This is a genomic window from Klebsiella sp. OBRC7 (assembly GCF_000293135.1).
Lineage (GTDB): Bacteria > Pseudomonadota > Gammaproteobacteria > Enterobacterales > Enterobacteriaceae > Klebsiella > Klebsiella michiganensis.
In genome coordinates this window covers 19568-34312 of sequence record NZ_ALNJ01000017.1, presented here as the reverse complement: position 1 = coordinate 34312, position 14745 = coordinate 19568, and the positions used below count along the sequence as shown (strand labels likewise).

Here is a 14745-nt window from a genome sequence, read left to right as displayed (position 1 = left end):
TGATCACGAAAAAAAGCAGCCAGATGAAATGATGATATTTAAAGTGCCCTTTCATTATAAATAACGCTATCTCTTCAAAAATGAAATGCACCTGTTGACTTCTTTTCATAATGATCGTTAGAAATGAGCGAAAAGGTAAAACATGCTGTTTCACATATGAAACAACTGGCAATTTAAATCATAAAAAACAAAGAGTTTCACAGGTGAACCATTTTAGTCAGGTGATTATTACCGGCGTCAAAAAAGTAATAACCAAAATGTATTAAATTTAAAAAAGAGGTAAAACATGGCGGCAAGATGGCAAGGTACTATCGCGTTACTTTTGTTAATAATTATTTCTTACGTCGATCGGGTAAATATCTCGGTAATGATCCTGAACCCCGAATTCGCCGCTCACTTTCATTTAAATGAAAACAGAATGTTACAAGGCATGCTGATGACATGCTTTCTCCTGGGTTATGGTTTGTCGGCATTAATATTAACTCCGCTTATAGAAAGCAGGCTCAACTATCGCCAGGGACTGTTAAGCAGCGTGGCAATATGGGCGCTGGTTTGCGCGGTTTCGCCGCTGCTGGGCTCGCTGCTGGGAATGTTAATCGCGCGCATCGTTCTCGGCGTTGCCGAGGGGCCGCTATTCTCGCTGAAAACCCGCTTTATCAGCGATAGCTTCGCCGCCGATGAGGTTGGTAAACCTAACGCCGTGACGGCCCTCGGCGTCTCGCTCGGGCTGGCAATAGGCTTTCCGCTGGTCACCTGGCTGATGGCGCACGTCGGCTGGATGGGGTCGTTTTACGCTCTGGCGCTGCTGAACCTGCTGCTCGGCGGCGGATTAATCTGGCGCTTTCTGCCCGCCCCTGTCGTCAATGAACGCCGTGCGAAGCCCGGCATCATCAAAACCTTTACTCTCGCCTGGCGCACGCCGCTGCTCGGCTGGATCCTGGTGGTGGAGATCGCCACCCTCAGCTATCTGTGGGGCAGCAGCGCCTGGCTACCGGCCTGGCTACGCGACGAGCATCACTTCTCGTTGCAGGCCACCGGCCTGCTGGCGGCGGTTCCGTTTCTGCTAAGTCTGGGGTCAAAATTTCTCGGCGGGGTATTGCTCGATAAGATGCGCCCGGAGCAGGCGCCCGTACTGTTTATTATCGGCGGCCTGCTGACCGCTCTGTCGGTGTTGGCGCTGATGCTCAGCCACCAGCAGGCGATGCTGGCGCTGTTTATGCTGGCGGCGAACGTTTTCTGGGGGCTGCAGGGCGCGGCGATCCCTGCGGTCGTGCAGCATCATGCGCCGCGGGAGGCGGTCGGCAGCGCCTATGGCATTGTTAATGGCATCGGCAATATCTGCGCAGCGTTTATCCCGCTGCTGATGGGGATGGTCATGAAGTCGGTGGGATCGGTAAGCTCGGGATTCTCGGTGCTGGTGGTATCACAGCTGATGACGCTTTGCGCCGGAGGCGTGCTGCTGCTGCGCATGCGTCGCGCAGCAGCAGTGAGCGCCTGAGGCTTATTCGCCTTTTTTCGCCGCCTGAATGTAGAGCATTTCCAGCGCCAGCGTCGCCGCCGCCAGGGCGGTGATTTCGGACTGGTCGTAGGCCGGAGCGACTTCCACCACGTCCATGCCGACGATGTTCAGATCCTTCAGGCCGCGCACCAGCTTGATCGCACGATCGGAGGTCAGGCCGCCGATCACCGGCGTACCGGTACCCGGGGCAAACGCCGGATCCAGGCAGTCGATATCAAAGGTCAGGTACACCGGCATATCGCCGACGATCTGTTTCACCTGCGCAATCACATCGTCAACGCTGCGATCGTTGACCTGGCCCGCATCCAGCACCGTGAAGCCGTTGTCTTTATCAAACTCGGTACGGATACCGATCTGCACCGAATGATTCGGGTCGATCAGGCCTTCGTTGGGCGCGGTGTAGAACATGGTGCCGTGGTCAAATTCGCAGCCGTTAGCGTAGGTATCGGTATGGGCGTCGAAATGCACCAGCGCCATTTTGCCAAAGTGCTTCGCGTGAGCGCGCAGCAGCGGCAGCGTCACAAAGTGGTCGCCGCCAAAAGAGAGCATGCGTTTTCCTGCCGCCAGCAGTTTTTCCGCGTGGGCCTGCAGCTTTTCACTCATTTCACGCGCGTCGCCGAAGGCGTAAACCAGATCGCCGCAGTCCACGACGTTCAGGCGCTCGCGCATGTCAAAATTCCACGGGAAGCGGTTGTGCTCCCACGCAAGGTTCGTCGACACCTGGCGGATCGCCGCCGGGCCATGACGGCCGCCCGCGCGTCCGGAGGTCGCCATATCAAACGGTACGCCGGTGATGACCCAGTCCGCATCGCTGTCGTACGGCATGAAATTCATCGGTAGACGCAGAAAACCAAATGCGTTGGATACCAGGGAGTTATCGTATTGATGACCTAAGGTGCTCATGGTATGACCTCTTTTACAGTCGTTGTATTGAAATACAAATATAAAAAAACCCTTCCGCGTCGTTAGGCCCGACGAGGAAGGGTTTGAATGAGTTTACTGCTTAGTTGGCTGAATTATCGCCGTAAATGTCTACGCGTTCAAGTGAGTTTGGCAAGTGGCGAACCAGGACTCTCTCTCCCTCTTTCCTCTCCGCTACGGAGAGGGCATAGATCACTCGTCTTCCAGATAAGTGTAGCCGTATAAACCGGCCTCGAACTCTTCAAGGAACTGCTGCTGCAGGTCAGCGTCGAGATCGGTCTTTTTCACCTGATCGCGGAACTGGGTCAACAGCGTGTTCGGATCGAGCTGCACGTACTGCAGCATATCCGCGACGGTATCCCCTTCATCAGACAGCTCCACTTCGACGCTGCCGTCAGGGAAGACAAACACGTCAACGGCTTCAGTATCACCGAACAGATTGTGCATGTTGCCAAGAATTTCCTGATAGGCGCCTACCATAAAAAAGCCCAGCATCGGCGGATTCTCTGGATCGTATTCCGGCATCGGCATGGTGGTCGCAATACCATCGCCATCGACGTAGTGGTCAATCGCGCCGTCGGAGTCGCAGGTGATATCCAGCAGCACCGCGCGGCGTTCCGGCACCATATTCAGCCCTTCCAGCGGCATCACCGGGAATAGCTGATCGATACCCCAGGCGTCCGGCATCGACTGGAACAGGGAGAAGTTGACGTAGATCTTATCCGCCATACGCTCCTGCAGTTCGTCGATAATCGGGCGATGCGCGCGGTTGCTGGGATCGAGCTGTTTCTGCACTTCATGGCACATATTGAGATACAGCTGCTCGGCCCAGGCGCGCTCCTGAAGATTAAAGGTGCCGGAGGAGTAGCCGATATGAATATCGTGCAGATCCATCTGGCTGTCGTGCAGCCATTCGCGCAGCGAGCGGCGATTGCCGGTTTCCTGCATCTCCTGCCAGGTTTCCCACATGCTTTGCAGCGGACGCGCGGCGTCTTCCGCGGGCGGGGTCGCCTCGGTATATTCGTTACGCTCAACGCCGATAATATTCGATACCAGCACGGTGTGGTGCGCCGTGACCGCGCGGCCGGATTCGGTGATCACCGTCGGGTGCGGCAGGCCGTTCTCTTCACAGGCATCGCCAATCGCCCAGATGATGTTGTTGGCGTATTCGTTCAGGCCGTAGTTTACCGAGCAGTCGGACTGCGAACGGGTCCCTTCATAGTCGACGCCGAGACCGCCGCCAACGTCGAAGCACTGAATATTCACGCCCAGCTTGTGCAGCTCAACGTAGAAACGCGACGATTCACGCACGCCGGTGGCGATATCGCGAATATTGGCCATCTGCGAGCCAAGGTGGAAATGCAGCAGCTGCAGGCTGTCCAGATGCCCGGCAGAGCGCAGAATTTCAACCAGTTGCAGAACCTGGGTCGCCGCGAGGCCAAATTTGGATTTTTCGCCGCCGGAAGACTGCCACTTACCGGAGCCCTGCGAAGCCAGACGCGCGCGCACGCCGAGACGCGGCACCACGTTCAGCCGCTCGGCCTCTTCCAGCACGATGGCGATTTCGGACATTTTCTCGATGACCAGATAGACCTTGTGGCCCATCTTTTCGCCCACCAGCGCCAGGCGGATATATTCACGGTCTTTATAACCGTTACAGACAATCACGCTGCGGGTCATACCGGCGTGCGCCAGTACCGCCATCAGCTCGGCCTTGGAGCCCGCTTCCAGGCCCAGCGGCTCGCCGGAGTGGATCAGCGATTCAATGACGCGGCGATGCTGGTTAACCTTGATCGGATAAACCAGGAAGTAGTCACCGTTATAGCCATAAGATTCGCGCGCGCGTTTAAAGGCGGCGTTAATCGAACGCAGGCGGTGCTGCAAAATCTGCGGGAAGCAGAACAGCGCAGGCAGGCGCTGCCCCTGAGCTTCACGCGCTTTCACCAGCTCGGCAAGGTCAACGCGCGCTTCCGGGACGTCAGGATCCGGGCAGACGCTAATATGGCCCAGTTCGTTAACGTCGTAGTAGTTATTACCCCACCAGGCAATATTGTAAGTACGTAGCATCTTGCTGGCTTCCTGGGAGCTCATCGCAACCTCCTGCATGGAACGTAGTACACCGTGATCGCCTGCTGACGAAGGCGAAGATAAAGACATGTCGTCAGACATAGCGAACCTCAAATTTTAGTAACAAGTGTAAAACAGTTGACTACTATCGCAATCCGAAGAAGCGATAACAACCCATAAACAGTCCGAAATCCCAGTAGATAGTGCTGGTCTTGCGGCTGAGCGACCGGTTTCTTATTCATATCATCGTAAAACACGTACCCGAACGGAGTATGACAGTCCGGAGAAACCACGAGAAAACCCTTGCTATTGCAAGAGCGCCCTTGTTCAGTTTTCCAGCAGCCTGCCGGCCCGGGAATCCTGAGAAGCGCCGAGATGGGTAGAACATCGGCTGGTTTGCATGAGAGAGATGCGGATTGAGGAGTAGTGACGCGCGACGGAACGACGCGACGAATCAGGCGAAAAACGTGGGTTCATTATCTGGTATCACCTCCACACTGCCCCGAATCGGGCCAGCGACAAGCCAAAGCTATAGGTTCCGGACAGCCAGCGAAAACGCCGCTGCGGGACTCTGTCAATACAGACTGCTTAACCCGGCTGGAAGTGGCGTCACGAGGTGAGTGCTCGTGCGCTGTTTTAATAAGCCGCGCGCGGCGTTTTATACCGAGAAGCGGGGTAAAAAGCAAAATAAAAATATGCGCGTTGCCGGGTATTGTCAGGAAAAATTGCCACCGCCCTTTTTCTATAAATGCGACGAATATCAAAAAAGGCTGGAAATGGGGTCAAGAACTGCCCTAAAATAGCCATCCAGAAGTTAATCCATCTATACTGATTAACACTCAGACTGCTCGTGTCACTACCTGCAAGCTTTGGTAGAGTCATCCGTCAAAGCCATTCTACACAACAGTATGAGCTACCCGAATCGTCCACAGGTGAAATAAAACATGGCAAAACACCTCTTTACGTCAGAGTCCGTATCAGAAGGGCATCCCGACAAAATTGCTGACCAAATCTCCGACGCCGTGCTGGATGCGATCCTCGAACAGGATCCGAAGGCGCGCGTAGCTTGTGAAACCTATGTCAAAACCGGCATGGTTCTGGTCGGTGGCGAGATCACCACCAGCGCATGGGTTGATATTGAAGAGATCACCCGTAACACGGTCCGTGAAATTGGCTACGTGCATTCCGACATGGGTTTTGACGCCAACTCCTGCGCGGTCCTGAGTGCTATCGGTAAACAGTCTCCGGACATCAACCAGGGCGTTGACCGCGCCGATCCGCTGGAACAGGGCGCGGGCGACCAGGGCCTGATGTTTGGCTATGCCACCAACGAAACCGACGTGCTGATGCCGGCGCCGATCACCTATGCGCACCGTCTGGTGCAGCGTCAGGCTGAAGTGCGCAAAAACGGCACTCTGCCGTGGCTGCGCCCGGATGCGAAAAGCCAGGTCACCTTCCAGTACGACGACGGTAAAATCGTCGGGATTGACGCGGTAGTCCTGTCGACCCAGCACGCGGAAGATATCGACCAGAAATCGCTGCAGGAAGCGGTGATGGAAGAGATCATCAAACCGGTTCTGCCGACCGAGTGGCTGAACAGCGCCACAAAATTCTTTATCAACCCAACCGGCCGTTTTGTTATCGGCGGACCCATGGGCGACTGCGGCCTGACCGGGCGTAAAATCATCGTTGATACCTACGGCGGCATGGCTCGCCACGGCGGCGGCGCGTTCTCCGGTAAAGATCCATCTAAAGTGGACCGTTCTGCGGCCTACGCGGCGCGCTATGTAGCGAAAAACATCGTTGCTGCCGGTCTGGCCGATCGTTGCGAAATCCAGGTTTCCTACGCCATCGGCGTGGCGGAGCCAACTTCAATCATGGTTGAAACCTTCGGTACCGAAAAAGTGCCTTCTGAGCAGCTGACCCTGCTGGTGCGCGAGTTCTTTGACCTGCGTCCGTATGGCCTGATTCAGATGCTGGATCTGCTGCACCCGATCTACAAAGAGACGGCGGCATACGGTCACTTCGGTCGCGAACATTTCCCATGGGAAAAAACCGACAAAGCAGCCCAGCTGCGCGAAGCGTCCGGTCTGAAATAATCTCCGCACTCCCCCGCTTTCAAGGCCAGCCCCGCGCTGGCCTTTTTACTTTAGCTTCCCTCCGCTGACGCCGAATCCTGCCTTCCGCTCGTCAAAAATGGAAGCGATTACATCATATACAGCGCAAATATACTCCCCTAATACGTGCAAAATGTAATAACCCTTCACTTTGTTACACAATATTTCAGTAAAGTCCGATTAGCGCTTTTAATTTCTTGAGCTAAACTTAATTAATTCACTGATTTAAATGCGTTTATAGTCATTACGTTTCTTTACTCTAGTGTAACCGATTACACAGCCGTGATTACTATCACATTTTTTTACGACGTATTTACCTACCCTACGCATCGACAAGATCAATAACTCAACCGGAGGGCGTTATGCCTGACAACAAAAAACAAGGGCGTTCCAACAAGACGATGACGTTCTTTGTCTGTTTCCTCGCCGCACTGGCTGGCCTGCTGTTCGGCCTTGATATCGGTGTTATTGCGGGTGCCTTACCCTTTATTGCCAACGAGTTCCAGATAAGCGCCCACACTCAGGAGTGGGTGGTCAGCTCCATGATGTTCGGCGCCGCCGTCGGCGCGGTGGGCAGCGGCTGGCTCTCCTTCAAACTCGGGCGTAAAAAAAGCCTGATGATTGGCGCCATCCTGTTCGTTGCCGGCTCGCTGTTCTCCGCCGCCGCACCGAACGTGGAAGTGCTGCTGCTCTCCCGCGTGCTGCTCGGCCTGGCCGTGGGCGTCGCCTCCTACACCGCCCCGCTGTATCTGTCTGAAATCGCCCCGGAAAAAATCCGTGGCAGCATGATTTCGATGTATCAGCTGATGATTACCATTGGTATTCTCGGCGCCTATCTTTCCGATACGGCATTCAGCTACAGCGGCGCCTGGCGCTGGATGCTCGGGGTGATTATTATCCCGGCGGTGCTGTTGCTTATTGGCGTGGTTTTCCTGCCTGACAGCCCGCGCTGGTTTGCCGCTAAGCGCCGCTTTGTCGACGCCGAACGCGTCCTGCTGCGCCTGCGCGACACCAGCGCTGAAGCGAAACGCGAGCTGGATGAAATCCGCGAAAGCCTGAAGGTAAAACAGTCCGGCTGGTCGCTGTTTAAAGAAAACAGCAACTTCCGCCGTGCGGTATTCCTCGGCGTCCTGCTGCAGGTGATGCAACAGTTCACCGGTATGAACGTCATCATGTACTACGCGCCGAAGATTTTTGAACTGGCGGGCTATACCAACACCACCGAACAGATGTGGGGAACCGTCATCGTAGGGCTGACCAACGTTCTGGCGACCTTTATCGCCATCGGGCTGGTCGATCGCTGGGGTCGTAAACCGACGCTGATCCTTGGCTTTATCGTCATGGCGCTCGGCATGGGCGTTCTGGGCAGCATGATGCATATCGGCATTCACTCCGCGGCGGCGCAGTACTTTGCCGTGCTGATGCTGCTGATGTTTATCGTCGGCTTTGCGATGAGCGCCGGTCCGCTGATTTGGGTGCTGTGCTCCGAAATCCAGCCGCTGAAAGGACGTGATTTTGGTATCACCTGCTCGACGGCCACCAACTGGATTGCCAATATGATCGTCGGCGCAACGTTCCTTACGATGCTGAACTCGCTGGGCAGCGCCAACACCTTCTGGGTCTATGGCGGCCTGAACATCCTGTTCATCTTCCTGACCCTGTGGCTGATCCCGGAAACCAAAAACGTTTCGCTGGAACATATCGAACGTAACCTGATGAAAGGCCGTAAGCTGCGCGAAATCGGCGCGCGCGACTAGACTAACCCGCTTCCTCCCTCCCGGGAGGAAGCTTCTTCTTGCTCTCCTCACCCCGCCGCACTATCCTCTGGCGCTATGAAAACACCCCGAATTCCCATTGCCCTTCAACAGGCCGTTATGCGCAGCCTGCGGGAAAATCTTGCCAAAGCGAACCTCAAGCTGGGACGCCACTACCCTGAACCGGTGCTGGTTTATCAGCAGCGGGGGACTTCCGCCGGTACCGCCTGGCTGGAGAAAAATGAAATCCGCCTTAACCCGGTGCTGCTGCTGGAAAACCAGCAGGCGTTTATTGATGAAGTCGTGCCGCACGAGCTGGCCCACCTGCTGGTATGGAAGCACTTTGGCCGCGTGGCGCCGCACGGCAAAGAGTGGAAATGGATGATGGAAAGCGTGCTGGGCGTTCCGGCTCTGCGCACCCATCGTTTCGAACTCGATTCAGTGCGTAAAAATACCTTCCCCTACCGCTGCCAGTGCCAGCAGCACCAGCTTACCGTCCGCCGCCATAATCGCGTGATGCGCGGGGAGGCCACCTATCGCTGCGTGCGCTGCGGTAATGTTCTGGTGGCGGAAAAGTAATCGCAGGAAATAACTGGAAATTTTCTGATCTGACTGATTGCGTCTGGCAATCACATTCGATACGTTGCGGGCTCGTTTTGACACGGAGTTAACGATGTCCCGTATTCATATTTTTGCTGCCGCGTTTCTCAGCGCGGCGGTATGCGCCCCGCTTGCAGCGGAAGGAATCAACAGTTTTTCTCAGGCCAAGACCGCTGGGGTCAAGGTCAATGCCGACGCCCCCGGCGATTTCTACTGCGGCTGTAAAATCAACTGGCAGGGAAAAAAGGGGGTTATCGACCTGGAATCTTGTGGCTATAAAGTGCGTAAAAATGAAAATCGCGCCAGCCGGGTCGAGTGGGAGCATGTGGTTCCCGCATGGCAGTTTGGCCATCAGCGTCAGTGCTGGCAGGACGGCGGGCGCAAAAACTGCGCTAAAGACCCGGAATACCGCAAGATGGAAAGCGACATGCATAACCTGCAGCCGGCGGTCGGCGAGGTCAACGGCGACCGCGCCAACTTTATGTACAGCCAGTGGAACGGCGGCGAAGGCCAGTACGGCCAGTGCGCGATGAAGGTTGATTTTAAAGAGAAAGTCGCCGAGCCGCCGGCTCGCGCCCGGGGCACTATCGCCAGAACCTACTTCTATATGCGCGACCGCTACCAGCTCAATCTTTCCCGCCAGCAAACCCAGCTGTTTACCGCCTGGGATAAGCTGTACCCGGTAACAACCTGGGAGTGCGAACGCGACGCGCGTATTGCAAAAGTTCAGGGCAACCATAATCCTTACGTCCTGCAGGCTTGCCAGGCGCAAAAGAGCTAACCTACACTAGCGGCAATTGTTAATTTGCAGCTTCACTCCTTCCCCTGCCATGGGGGAGGAGAATATCTGCGCAAAGAACGGAATATCAAGCATGCGCATTCCTCGCATTCATCACCCGGAACCGATTACCACGGGTAGCCAGATAGCCCTTTCCGACGACGCGGCCAACCACGTCGGTCGCGTTTTACGCATGGGTAAAGGCCAGGCAATTGAGCTTTTTGACGGCAGCAATCAGGTCTTCGAGGCGGTCATTGTCGAGGCAGGTAAGAAAAACGTTCTGGTTGACGTTCAGAGCAGCAAAATGGATAACCGTGAATCCCCGCTGCATATCCATTTAGGCCAGGTGATGTCCCGCGGCGAAAAAATGGAATTCACCATCCAGAAATCGATCGAACTTGGCGTAAGCCTCATAACGCCACTGTTTTCCGAACGCTGTGGCGTTAAACTGGACGCCGAACGTTTGCACAAGAAGATTCAGCAGTGGCAAAAAATCGCCATTGCCGCCTGCGAGCAAAGCGGCCGCAACGTGGTGCCGGAGATCCGCCCGGCAATGCAGCTCGAAGCCTGGTGCGCGGAGCAGGACGAGGGCCTGAAGCTCAATTTACACCCTCGCGCCAGCGCTAGCATCAATACGCTGCCGCTGCCGGTCGAACGCGTCCGACTGCTGATTGGCCCGGAAGGCGGGCTTTCTGCAGAAGAGATAGCGATGACCGCTCGCTACCAGTTTACTGATATCCTGTTGGGACCGCGCGTTCTGCGTACAGAGACAACTGCGCTCACTGCCATTACCGCCCTGCAGGTGCGTTTTGGCGACTTAGGTTGAAGCGTTAACGGAGAAGAACAATGATTAAGCTCGGCATCGTGATGGACCCCATCGCAACCATCAATATCAAGAAAGACACCAGCTTCGCTATGTTGCTGGAAGGGCAGCGTCGCGGCTATGAACTCCATTATATGGAGATGAACGATCTGTACTTAATCAACGGTGAAGCCCGCGCCCGTACGCGCAAGCTGAGCGTCGAGCAGAACTACGACAAATGGTACGAGTTCAACGGCGAGCAGGATCTGCCTCTGGCGGACCTGGACGTCATTCTGATGCGTAAAGATCCGCCGTTTGATACCGAGTTTATCTATGCGACCTACATCCTCGAACGCGCCGAAGAGAAAGGCACGCTGATCGTCAATAAGCCGCAGAGCCTGCGCGACTGTAACGAAAAGCTGTTTACCGCCTGGTTCTCCGAGCTGACGCCGGAAACGCTGGTCACCCGCAATAAAGCTCAGCTGAAAGCCTTCTGGGAAAAGCACGGCGATGTCATCCTTAAGCCGCTGGACGGCATGGGCGGTACCTCCATTTTCCGCGTGAAAGAGGGTGACCCTAACCTCGGCGTGATTACCGAGACCCTGACCGAGCTGGGCAGCCGCTACTGCATGGCGCAGAACTATCTACCGGCCATTAAAGACGGCGATAAGCGCGTGCTGGTGGTTGACGGCGAGCCGGTTCCTTACTGCCTGGCCCGTATTCCGCAGGGCGGCGAAACCCGCGGTAACCTTGCGGCCGGTGGTCGTGGCGAAGCGCGCCCGCTGACCGAAAGCGACTGGGCCATCGCCCGCCGCGTGGGCCCGACGCTGAAGGCCAAAGGCTTAATCTTCGTCGGTCTGGACATCATCGGCGATCGCCTGACGGAAATTAACGTCACCAGCCCCACCTGCGTACGTGAAATCGAAGCCGCCTTCCCGATTTCCATTACCGGGATGCTGATGGATGCCATCGAGAAGCGCCTCAATAAATAAAGCGCTTATTCAGGCTGCAGGCCAGCGCCTGTAGCCTGGAGCCAGTTCAGGAGATTCACGCTCAGGTTCATACCGGCAACGCGCCTTGAGCCTGCAAGATAAAGTGAATCGACACTCCCTTGCTTTACCCGCATACTGGGTGCTGCTTTTTTGAACCAGGAACAGAACCTCTGACAATGAATTTACAGCATCACTTTCTAATTGCCATGCCTGCTCTCCAGGACCCGATGTTCCGTCGCTCCGTAGTCTATATCTGCGAGTATAACGATGACGGCGCCATGGGCATCATCATCAATAAGCCGATGGAAAATCTGCAGGTTGAAGGGATCCTGGAGAAGTTAAAAATTACGCCTGAACCGCGCAATCCCGAGATTCGCCTGGATAAACCGGTGATGGTTGGCGGCCCGCTGGCCGAGGATCGGGGTTTTATACTGCATTCGCCGCCTTCCGACTTTTCTTCCAGCATTCGTATTTCCGATAACACGGTGATCACCACCTCCCGCGACGTGCTCGAAACGCTGGGTACGGATAAACAGCCGGACAACGTGCTGGTTGCGCTGGGCTATGCCTCCTGGGAGAAAGGCCAGCTGGAGCAAGAGATTCTGGATAACGCCTGGCTTACCGCGCCGGCGGATCGAAATATTTTGTTCAGCACGCCGATAGCTGACCGCTGGCGCGAGGCTGCGAAGCTCATTGGCATCGATATCGTGACGATGCCAGCCGCAGCGGGGCATGCGTAATGAGCGGAACGTTTTTAGGCTTTGATTTTGGCACCAAAAGCATCGGCGTCGCCGTAGGGCAGCGCATCACAGGCACTGCCCGCCCCCTTCCCGCGTTGAAAGCGCAGGACGGTAAGCCCGACTGGAATATTATCGAAAAGCTGCTCAAAGAGTGGCAGCCCGAAGCCGTGATTGTCGGCCTGCCGCTGAATATGGACGGTACGGAACAGCCCCTGACCGCGCGCGCGCGCAACTTCGCGAATAAAATCCACGGCCGCTTCGGCGTGCAGATAATCCTGCACGATGAGCGTCTGAGCACGGTGGAAGCCAGAGCCGGGCTATTTGAACAGGGTGGATTCCGGGCGCTCAATAAAGGCAGCGTGGATTCCGCTTCTGCAGTCATTATTCTGGAAAGCTACTTCGAGCAGGGTTTCTGAACATCAATGATGGCGCCCTACCGCAGCGGCAGGCGCCATCATCATGATTTCATTTTTAGTGGCGCAAATGCTCATTCGCCCAGCTAACCGCCTGAGTCCGGTTCTTCACGCTTAGCTTACGGAACACGTTGTACAGATGGGTACGCACCGTGTTTTCACTGATAAACAGCGCGCGGGCAATATCCAGATTGGTTGCCCCGCAGCGAAGTTCATTCAGGATTTCACATTCACGCTCGGTCAGCGGTGAATTTTCCGCAGGCGCCGATACATGATCCGCAGCATACATCGCCGGGTGCATCACGCTCAATTCAGCCGTCTGTTCGCCGTTCAGCACAGCCTTAACGCCCTCAATTAAGCGCGATTCATCATCGTCATGACGGAAAACACCGTACAGCGCTGGCCACTGCGCCATTTCGTAGAGCTCATACTTTTGCGCGCTATTGATAATCAATAAACGGGGGTTATCCGCCTGCAGACGAATAATGTCACGCCATACGCTATTCAACTTTTTATTTGAAACCGCAATATCAAATAATATTACAGAATCTTTCAAAAGACGCTGCGCGAGGGGTTTGTTAATATTTTGCAGAACGACTGATGCAGATAACCTCTCAGCCAGCCAGGTTGCGAATGCTTTGCTTTGAATAGAGGGGTGAGTAATAAAAGTAACCTGGTGAGAAAAAGCCGAATCCTCAGATAAATTAATCACTTAAAACTCTCCTTAGTTGATTCCCGCCTTCATAGCGGTTAAATGAATTAACAAGAATACGATCGCCGGTGTATTTATAAAATCAAACCAAAATTACACCTTGAAACATTATTCCATGGGAATTTTCCTATCCCTGTAAACAGCATAAATCGAATGCCTTAAGAGAGTCAAAAGATTATCAAACTTTTTTCCTGGTTATGAGAGGTTTATGTCAACTCATTTTTCATAGCGTGCATTATTCGGCTTAATTTTAGGTACTTATTTGTAATATAAAATAATGATACCAAACATTAATAAAACATTATCATAACAAGCCATTGGTATGATGGCTGAATATAAAAGATGCAGCTATAAAAGACCCGCAGCCGTACGTTGCTGAAAGCTTTGCGTAAAAGTTTGCATCCCGAATTGCTGCCCGGTTTGCATCACGCCGGGCAGCTGATGCGTTTTCCCCTCCCGGATCAAATTCGCCACCGCCGGGGTATTAACCAAAAGCTCGTATAGCGCAACTCTTCCGCCAGCAGTATCCGGAAACAATTTTTGTGCCAGCACCGCGCATAAACTTCCCGCCAGCTGGCTACGAACCTGCTCTTTCTCCTGGGCAGGAAAGACATCCACCAGCCTTTCAACCGCCTGTGCCGCGCCGCGCGTATGCAGCGTCGCCATAACCAGATGTCCGGTCTCCGCCGCGGTCAATGCCAGGCGGATCGTTTCGCTGTCACGCAGTTCCCCTAACAGAATCACATCCGGGTCCTGACGCAGCGCAGCGCGCAGGGCCGAGGCAAATGAGGGACAGTGGCGGCCTATTTCCCGCTGCTGGATCAGGCAGCGCTCGCTGCGATGAATAAACTCAACCGGATCTTCCAGCGTCAGGATATGGCCATTGAGGCGCTGATTAAGATAGCCCACCATCGCCGCCAGGGTGGTGGATTTCCCGCTACCGGTGGCGCCAGTGACCAGGATAAGCCCGCTCTCCTCATTGAGCAGCTCCGTTAAGGCGGCAGGTGCGCCGAGATCCGCCAGCTGCGGGCAGGTTTCCGCCAGCAGACGCAGGGCCAGCGACAGACCGCGGTTGTGAACAAATGCGCTGGCGCGCAGGCGCGGGCCGCCGGCCGGAGCCAGCGCGAAATCGACCTGTCCGCAGGACTGCCACTGGGCGAGCTGCTCGGCGTTGAGCCAATCAGCGAGTATCTTGCCAATATCCGGAGAGGTAAAAGGCGCAGGCTCCAGCTTGCCCTGGCGACGCCAGCGCGGTGCTGACGCATTGCACAGGTGTAGATCGGAGACGTTATGCTTTACACTAAGGGCCACTATTTCTTCCAGTTCCATA

At 55.0% G+C, this 14745-nt stretch carries 15 protein-coding genes; 9 read left to right on the top strand and 6 right to left on the bottom strand.

Annotated elements, in window-relative coordinates; genetic code table 11:
* Window positions 1-286: 286 nt before the first annotated feature.
* Window positions 287-1498: an MFS transporter gene (locus HMPREF1144_RS03020; protein ID WP_009651808.1), complete on the top strand. Its 1212-nt coding sequence runs from the start codon at window positions 287-289 to the stop codon at window positions 1496-1498.
* Window positions 1499-1501: 3 nt separating this feature from the next.
* Here HMPREF1144_RS03020 and speB read toward each other — a convergent pair whose 3' ends face one another.
* The 4 genes from speB to HMPREF1144_RS32825 all read right to left on the bottom strand — a co-directional run bounded on the left by speB (window position 1502) and on the right by HMPREF1144_RS32825 (window position 4984).
* A complete protein-coding gene (speB, locus tag HMPREF1144_RS03015; RefSeq protein WP_004205166.1) occupies window positions 1502-2422 on the bottom strand; it encodes an agmatinase in 921 nt (306 codons plus the stop codon).
* Window positions 2423-2632: 210 nt separating this feature from the next.
* The gene (speA, locus tag HMPREF1144_RS03010; protein ID WP_004854144.1) at window positions 2633-4609 is read right to left on the bottom strand and encodes a biosynthetic arginine decarboxylase; all 1977 of its coding nucleotides are present in this window, start codon (window positions 4607-4609) and stop codon (window positions 2633-2635) included.
* Between the two features lie 8 nt (window positions 4610-4617).
* Window positions 4618-4749, bottom strand: a complete 132-nt coding sequence (yqgB, locus tag HMPREF1144_RS30910; protein ID WP_075210876.1) for an acid stress response protein YqgB — start codon at window positions 4747-4749, stop codon at window positions 4618-4620.
* 85 nt (window positions 4750-4834) lie between these two features.
* Complete coding sequence (locus tag HMPREF1144_RS32825; protein WP_155774231.1) at window positions 4835-4984, bottom strand: hypothetical protein; 150 nt, start codon at window positions 4982-4984, stop codon at window positions 4835-4837.
* Between the two features lie 467 nt (window positions 4985-5451).
* Between HMPREF1144_RS32825 and metK the strand changes: the two genes are divergently transcribed.
* From metK to ruvX, 8 genes are all read left to right on the top strand, one after another.
* Window positions 5452-6606 (top strand): methionine adenosyltransferase, encoded by a 1155-nt coding sequence (gene metK, locus HMPREF1144_RS03005; RefSeq protein WP_004125136.1) that lies wholly within the window; start codon window positions 5452-5454, stop codon window positions 6604-6606.
* Window positions 6607-6986: 380 nt separating this feature from the next.
* The gene (locus tag HMPREF1144_RS03000) at window positions 6987-8381 is read left to right on the top strand and encodes a sugar porter family MFS transporter (RefSeq protein WP_009651817.1); all 1395 of its coding nucleotides are present in this window, start codon (window positions 6987-6989) and stop codon (window positions 8379-8381) included.
* A gap of 75 nt (window positions 8382-8456) precedes the next feature.
* Complete coding sequence (locus HMPREF1144_RS02995; protein WP_032721606.1) at window positions 8457-8957, top strand: SprT family zinc-dependent metalloprotease; 501 nt, start codon at window positions 8457-8459, stop codon at window positions 8955-8957.
* Window positions 8958-9051: 94 nt separating this feature from the next.
* Entirely contained in the window at window positions 9052-9759 is a 708-nt protein-coding gene (gene endA, locus HMPREF1144_RS02990; protein ID WP_009651825.1) for a deoxyribonuclease I, read from the top strand.
* Between the two features lie 91 nt (window positions 9760-9850).
* Window positions 9851-10582 carry a 16S rRNA (uracil(1498)-N(3))-methyltransferase gene (rsmE, locus tag HMPREF1144_RS02985; protein ID WP_004854148.1) on the top strand — a complete coding sequence of 244 codons (732 nt, stop codon included), beginning with the start codon at window positions 9851-9853 and terminating at the stop codon, window positions 10580-10582.
* Between the two features lie 20 nt (window positions 10583-10602).
* Window positions 10603-11550 (top strand): glutathione synthase, encoded by a 948-nt coding sequence (gene gshB / locus HMPREF1144_RS02980; protein ID WP_004105704.1) that lies wholly within the window; start codon window positions 10603-10605, stop codon window positions 11548-11550.
* Between the two features lie 176 nt (window positions 11551-11726).
* Window positions 11727-12290, top strand: coding sequence for a YqgE/AlgH family protein (locus tag HMPREF1144_RS02975; RefSeq protein WP_004854150.1), 564 nt, complete (start codon window positions 11727-11729; stop codon window positions 12288-12290).
* Entirely contained in the window at window positions 12290-12706 is a 417-nt protein-coding gene (gene ruvX, locus HMPREF1144_RS02970) for a Holliday junction resolvase RuvX (RefSeq protein ID WP_004854151.1), read from the top strand. The genes HMPREF1144_RS02975 and ruvX overlap by 1 nt, the downstream gene beginning before the upstream one ends.
* A gap of 55 nt (window positions 12707-12761) precedes the next feature.
* On the opposite strand, the gene HMPREF1144_RS02965 is transcribed toward ruvX, so the two are convergent.
* Window positions 12762-13415 carry a LuxR C-terminal-related transcriptional regulator gene (locus HMPREF1144_RS02965; protein ID WP_004854152.1) on the bottom strand — a complete coding sequence of 218 codons (654 nt, stop codon included), beginning with the start codon at window positions 13413-13415 and terminating at the stop codon, window positions 12762-12764.
* 348 nt (window positions 13416-13763) lie between these two features.
* Entirely contained in the window at window positions 13764-14744 is a 981-nt protein-coding gene (locus tag HMPREF1144_RS02960; protein WP_009651819.1) for a type IV pilus twitching motility protein PilT, read from the bottom strand.
* Window position 14745: the final 1 nt, after the last annotated feature.

Bases quoted from the DNA above. Each gene is read 5' to 3' on its own strand.
- HMPREF1144_RS03020 (WP_009651808.1), top strand. From the start codon at position 287: ATGGCGGCAAGATGGCAAGGTACTATCGCGTTACTTTTGTTAATAATT.
- speB (WP_004205166.1), bottom strand. From the start codon at position 2,422: ATGAGCACCTTAGGTCATCAATACGATAACTCCCTGGTATCCAACGCA.
- speA (WP_004854144.1), bottom strand. From the start codon at position 4,609: ATGTCTGACGACATGTCTTTATCTTCGCCTTCGTCAGCAGGCGATCAC.
- yqgB (WP_075210876.1), bottom strand. From the start codon at position 4,749: ATGAATAAGAAACCGGTCGCTCAGCCGCAAGACCAGCACTATCTACTG.
- HMPREF1144_RS32825 (WP_155774231.1), bottom strand. From the start codon at position 4,984: ATGAACCCACGTTTTTCGCCTGATTCGTCGCGTCGTTCCGTCGCGCGT.
- metK (WP_004125136.1), top strand. From the start codon at position 5,452: ATGGCAAAACACCTCTTTACGTCAGAGTCCGTATCAGAAGGGCATCCC.
- HMPREF1144_RS03000 (WP_009651817.1), top strand. From the start codon at position 6,987: ATGCCTGACAACAAAAAACAAGGGCGTTCCAACAAGACGATGACGTTC.
- HMPREF1144_RS02995 (WP_032721606.1), top strand. From the start codon at position 8,457: ATGAAAACACCCCGAATTCCCATTGCCCTTCAACAGGCCGTTATGCGC.
- endA (WP_009651825.1), top strand. From the start codon at position 9,052: ATGTCCCGTATTCATATTTTTGCTGCCGCGTTTCTCAGCGCGGCGGTA.
- rsmE (WP_004854148.1), top strand. From the start codon at position 9,851: ATGCGCATTCCTCGCATTCATCACCCGGAACCGATTACCACGGGTAGC.
- gshB (WP_004105704.1), top strand. From the start codon at position 10,603: ATGATTAAGCTCGGCATCGTGATGGACCCCATCGCAACCATCAATATC.
- HMPREF1144_RS02975 (WP_004854150.1), top strand. From the start codon at position 11,727: ATGAATTTACAGCATCACTTTCTAATTGCCATGCCTGCTCTCCAGGAC.
- ruvX (WP_004854151.1), top strand. From the start codon at position 12,290: ATGAGCGGAACGTTTTTAGGCTTTGATTTTGGCACCAAAAGCATCGGC.
- HMPREF1144_RS02960 (WP_009651819.1), bottom strand. From the start codon at position 14,744: ATGGAACTGGAAGAAATAGTGGCCCTTAGTGTAAAGCATAACGTCTCC.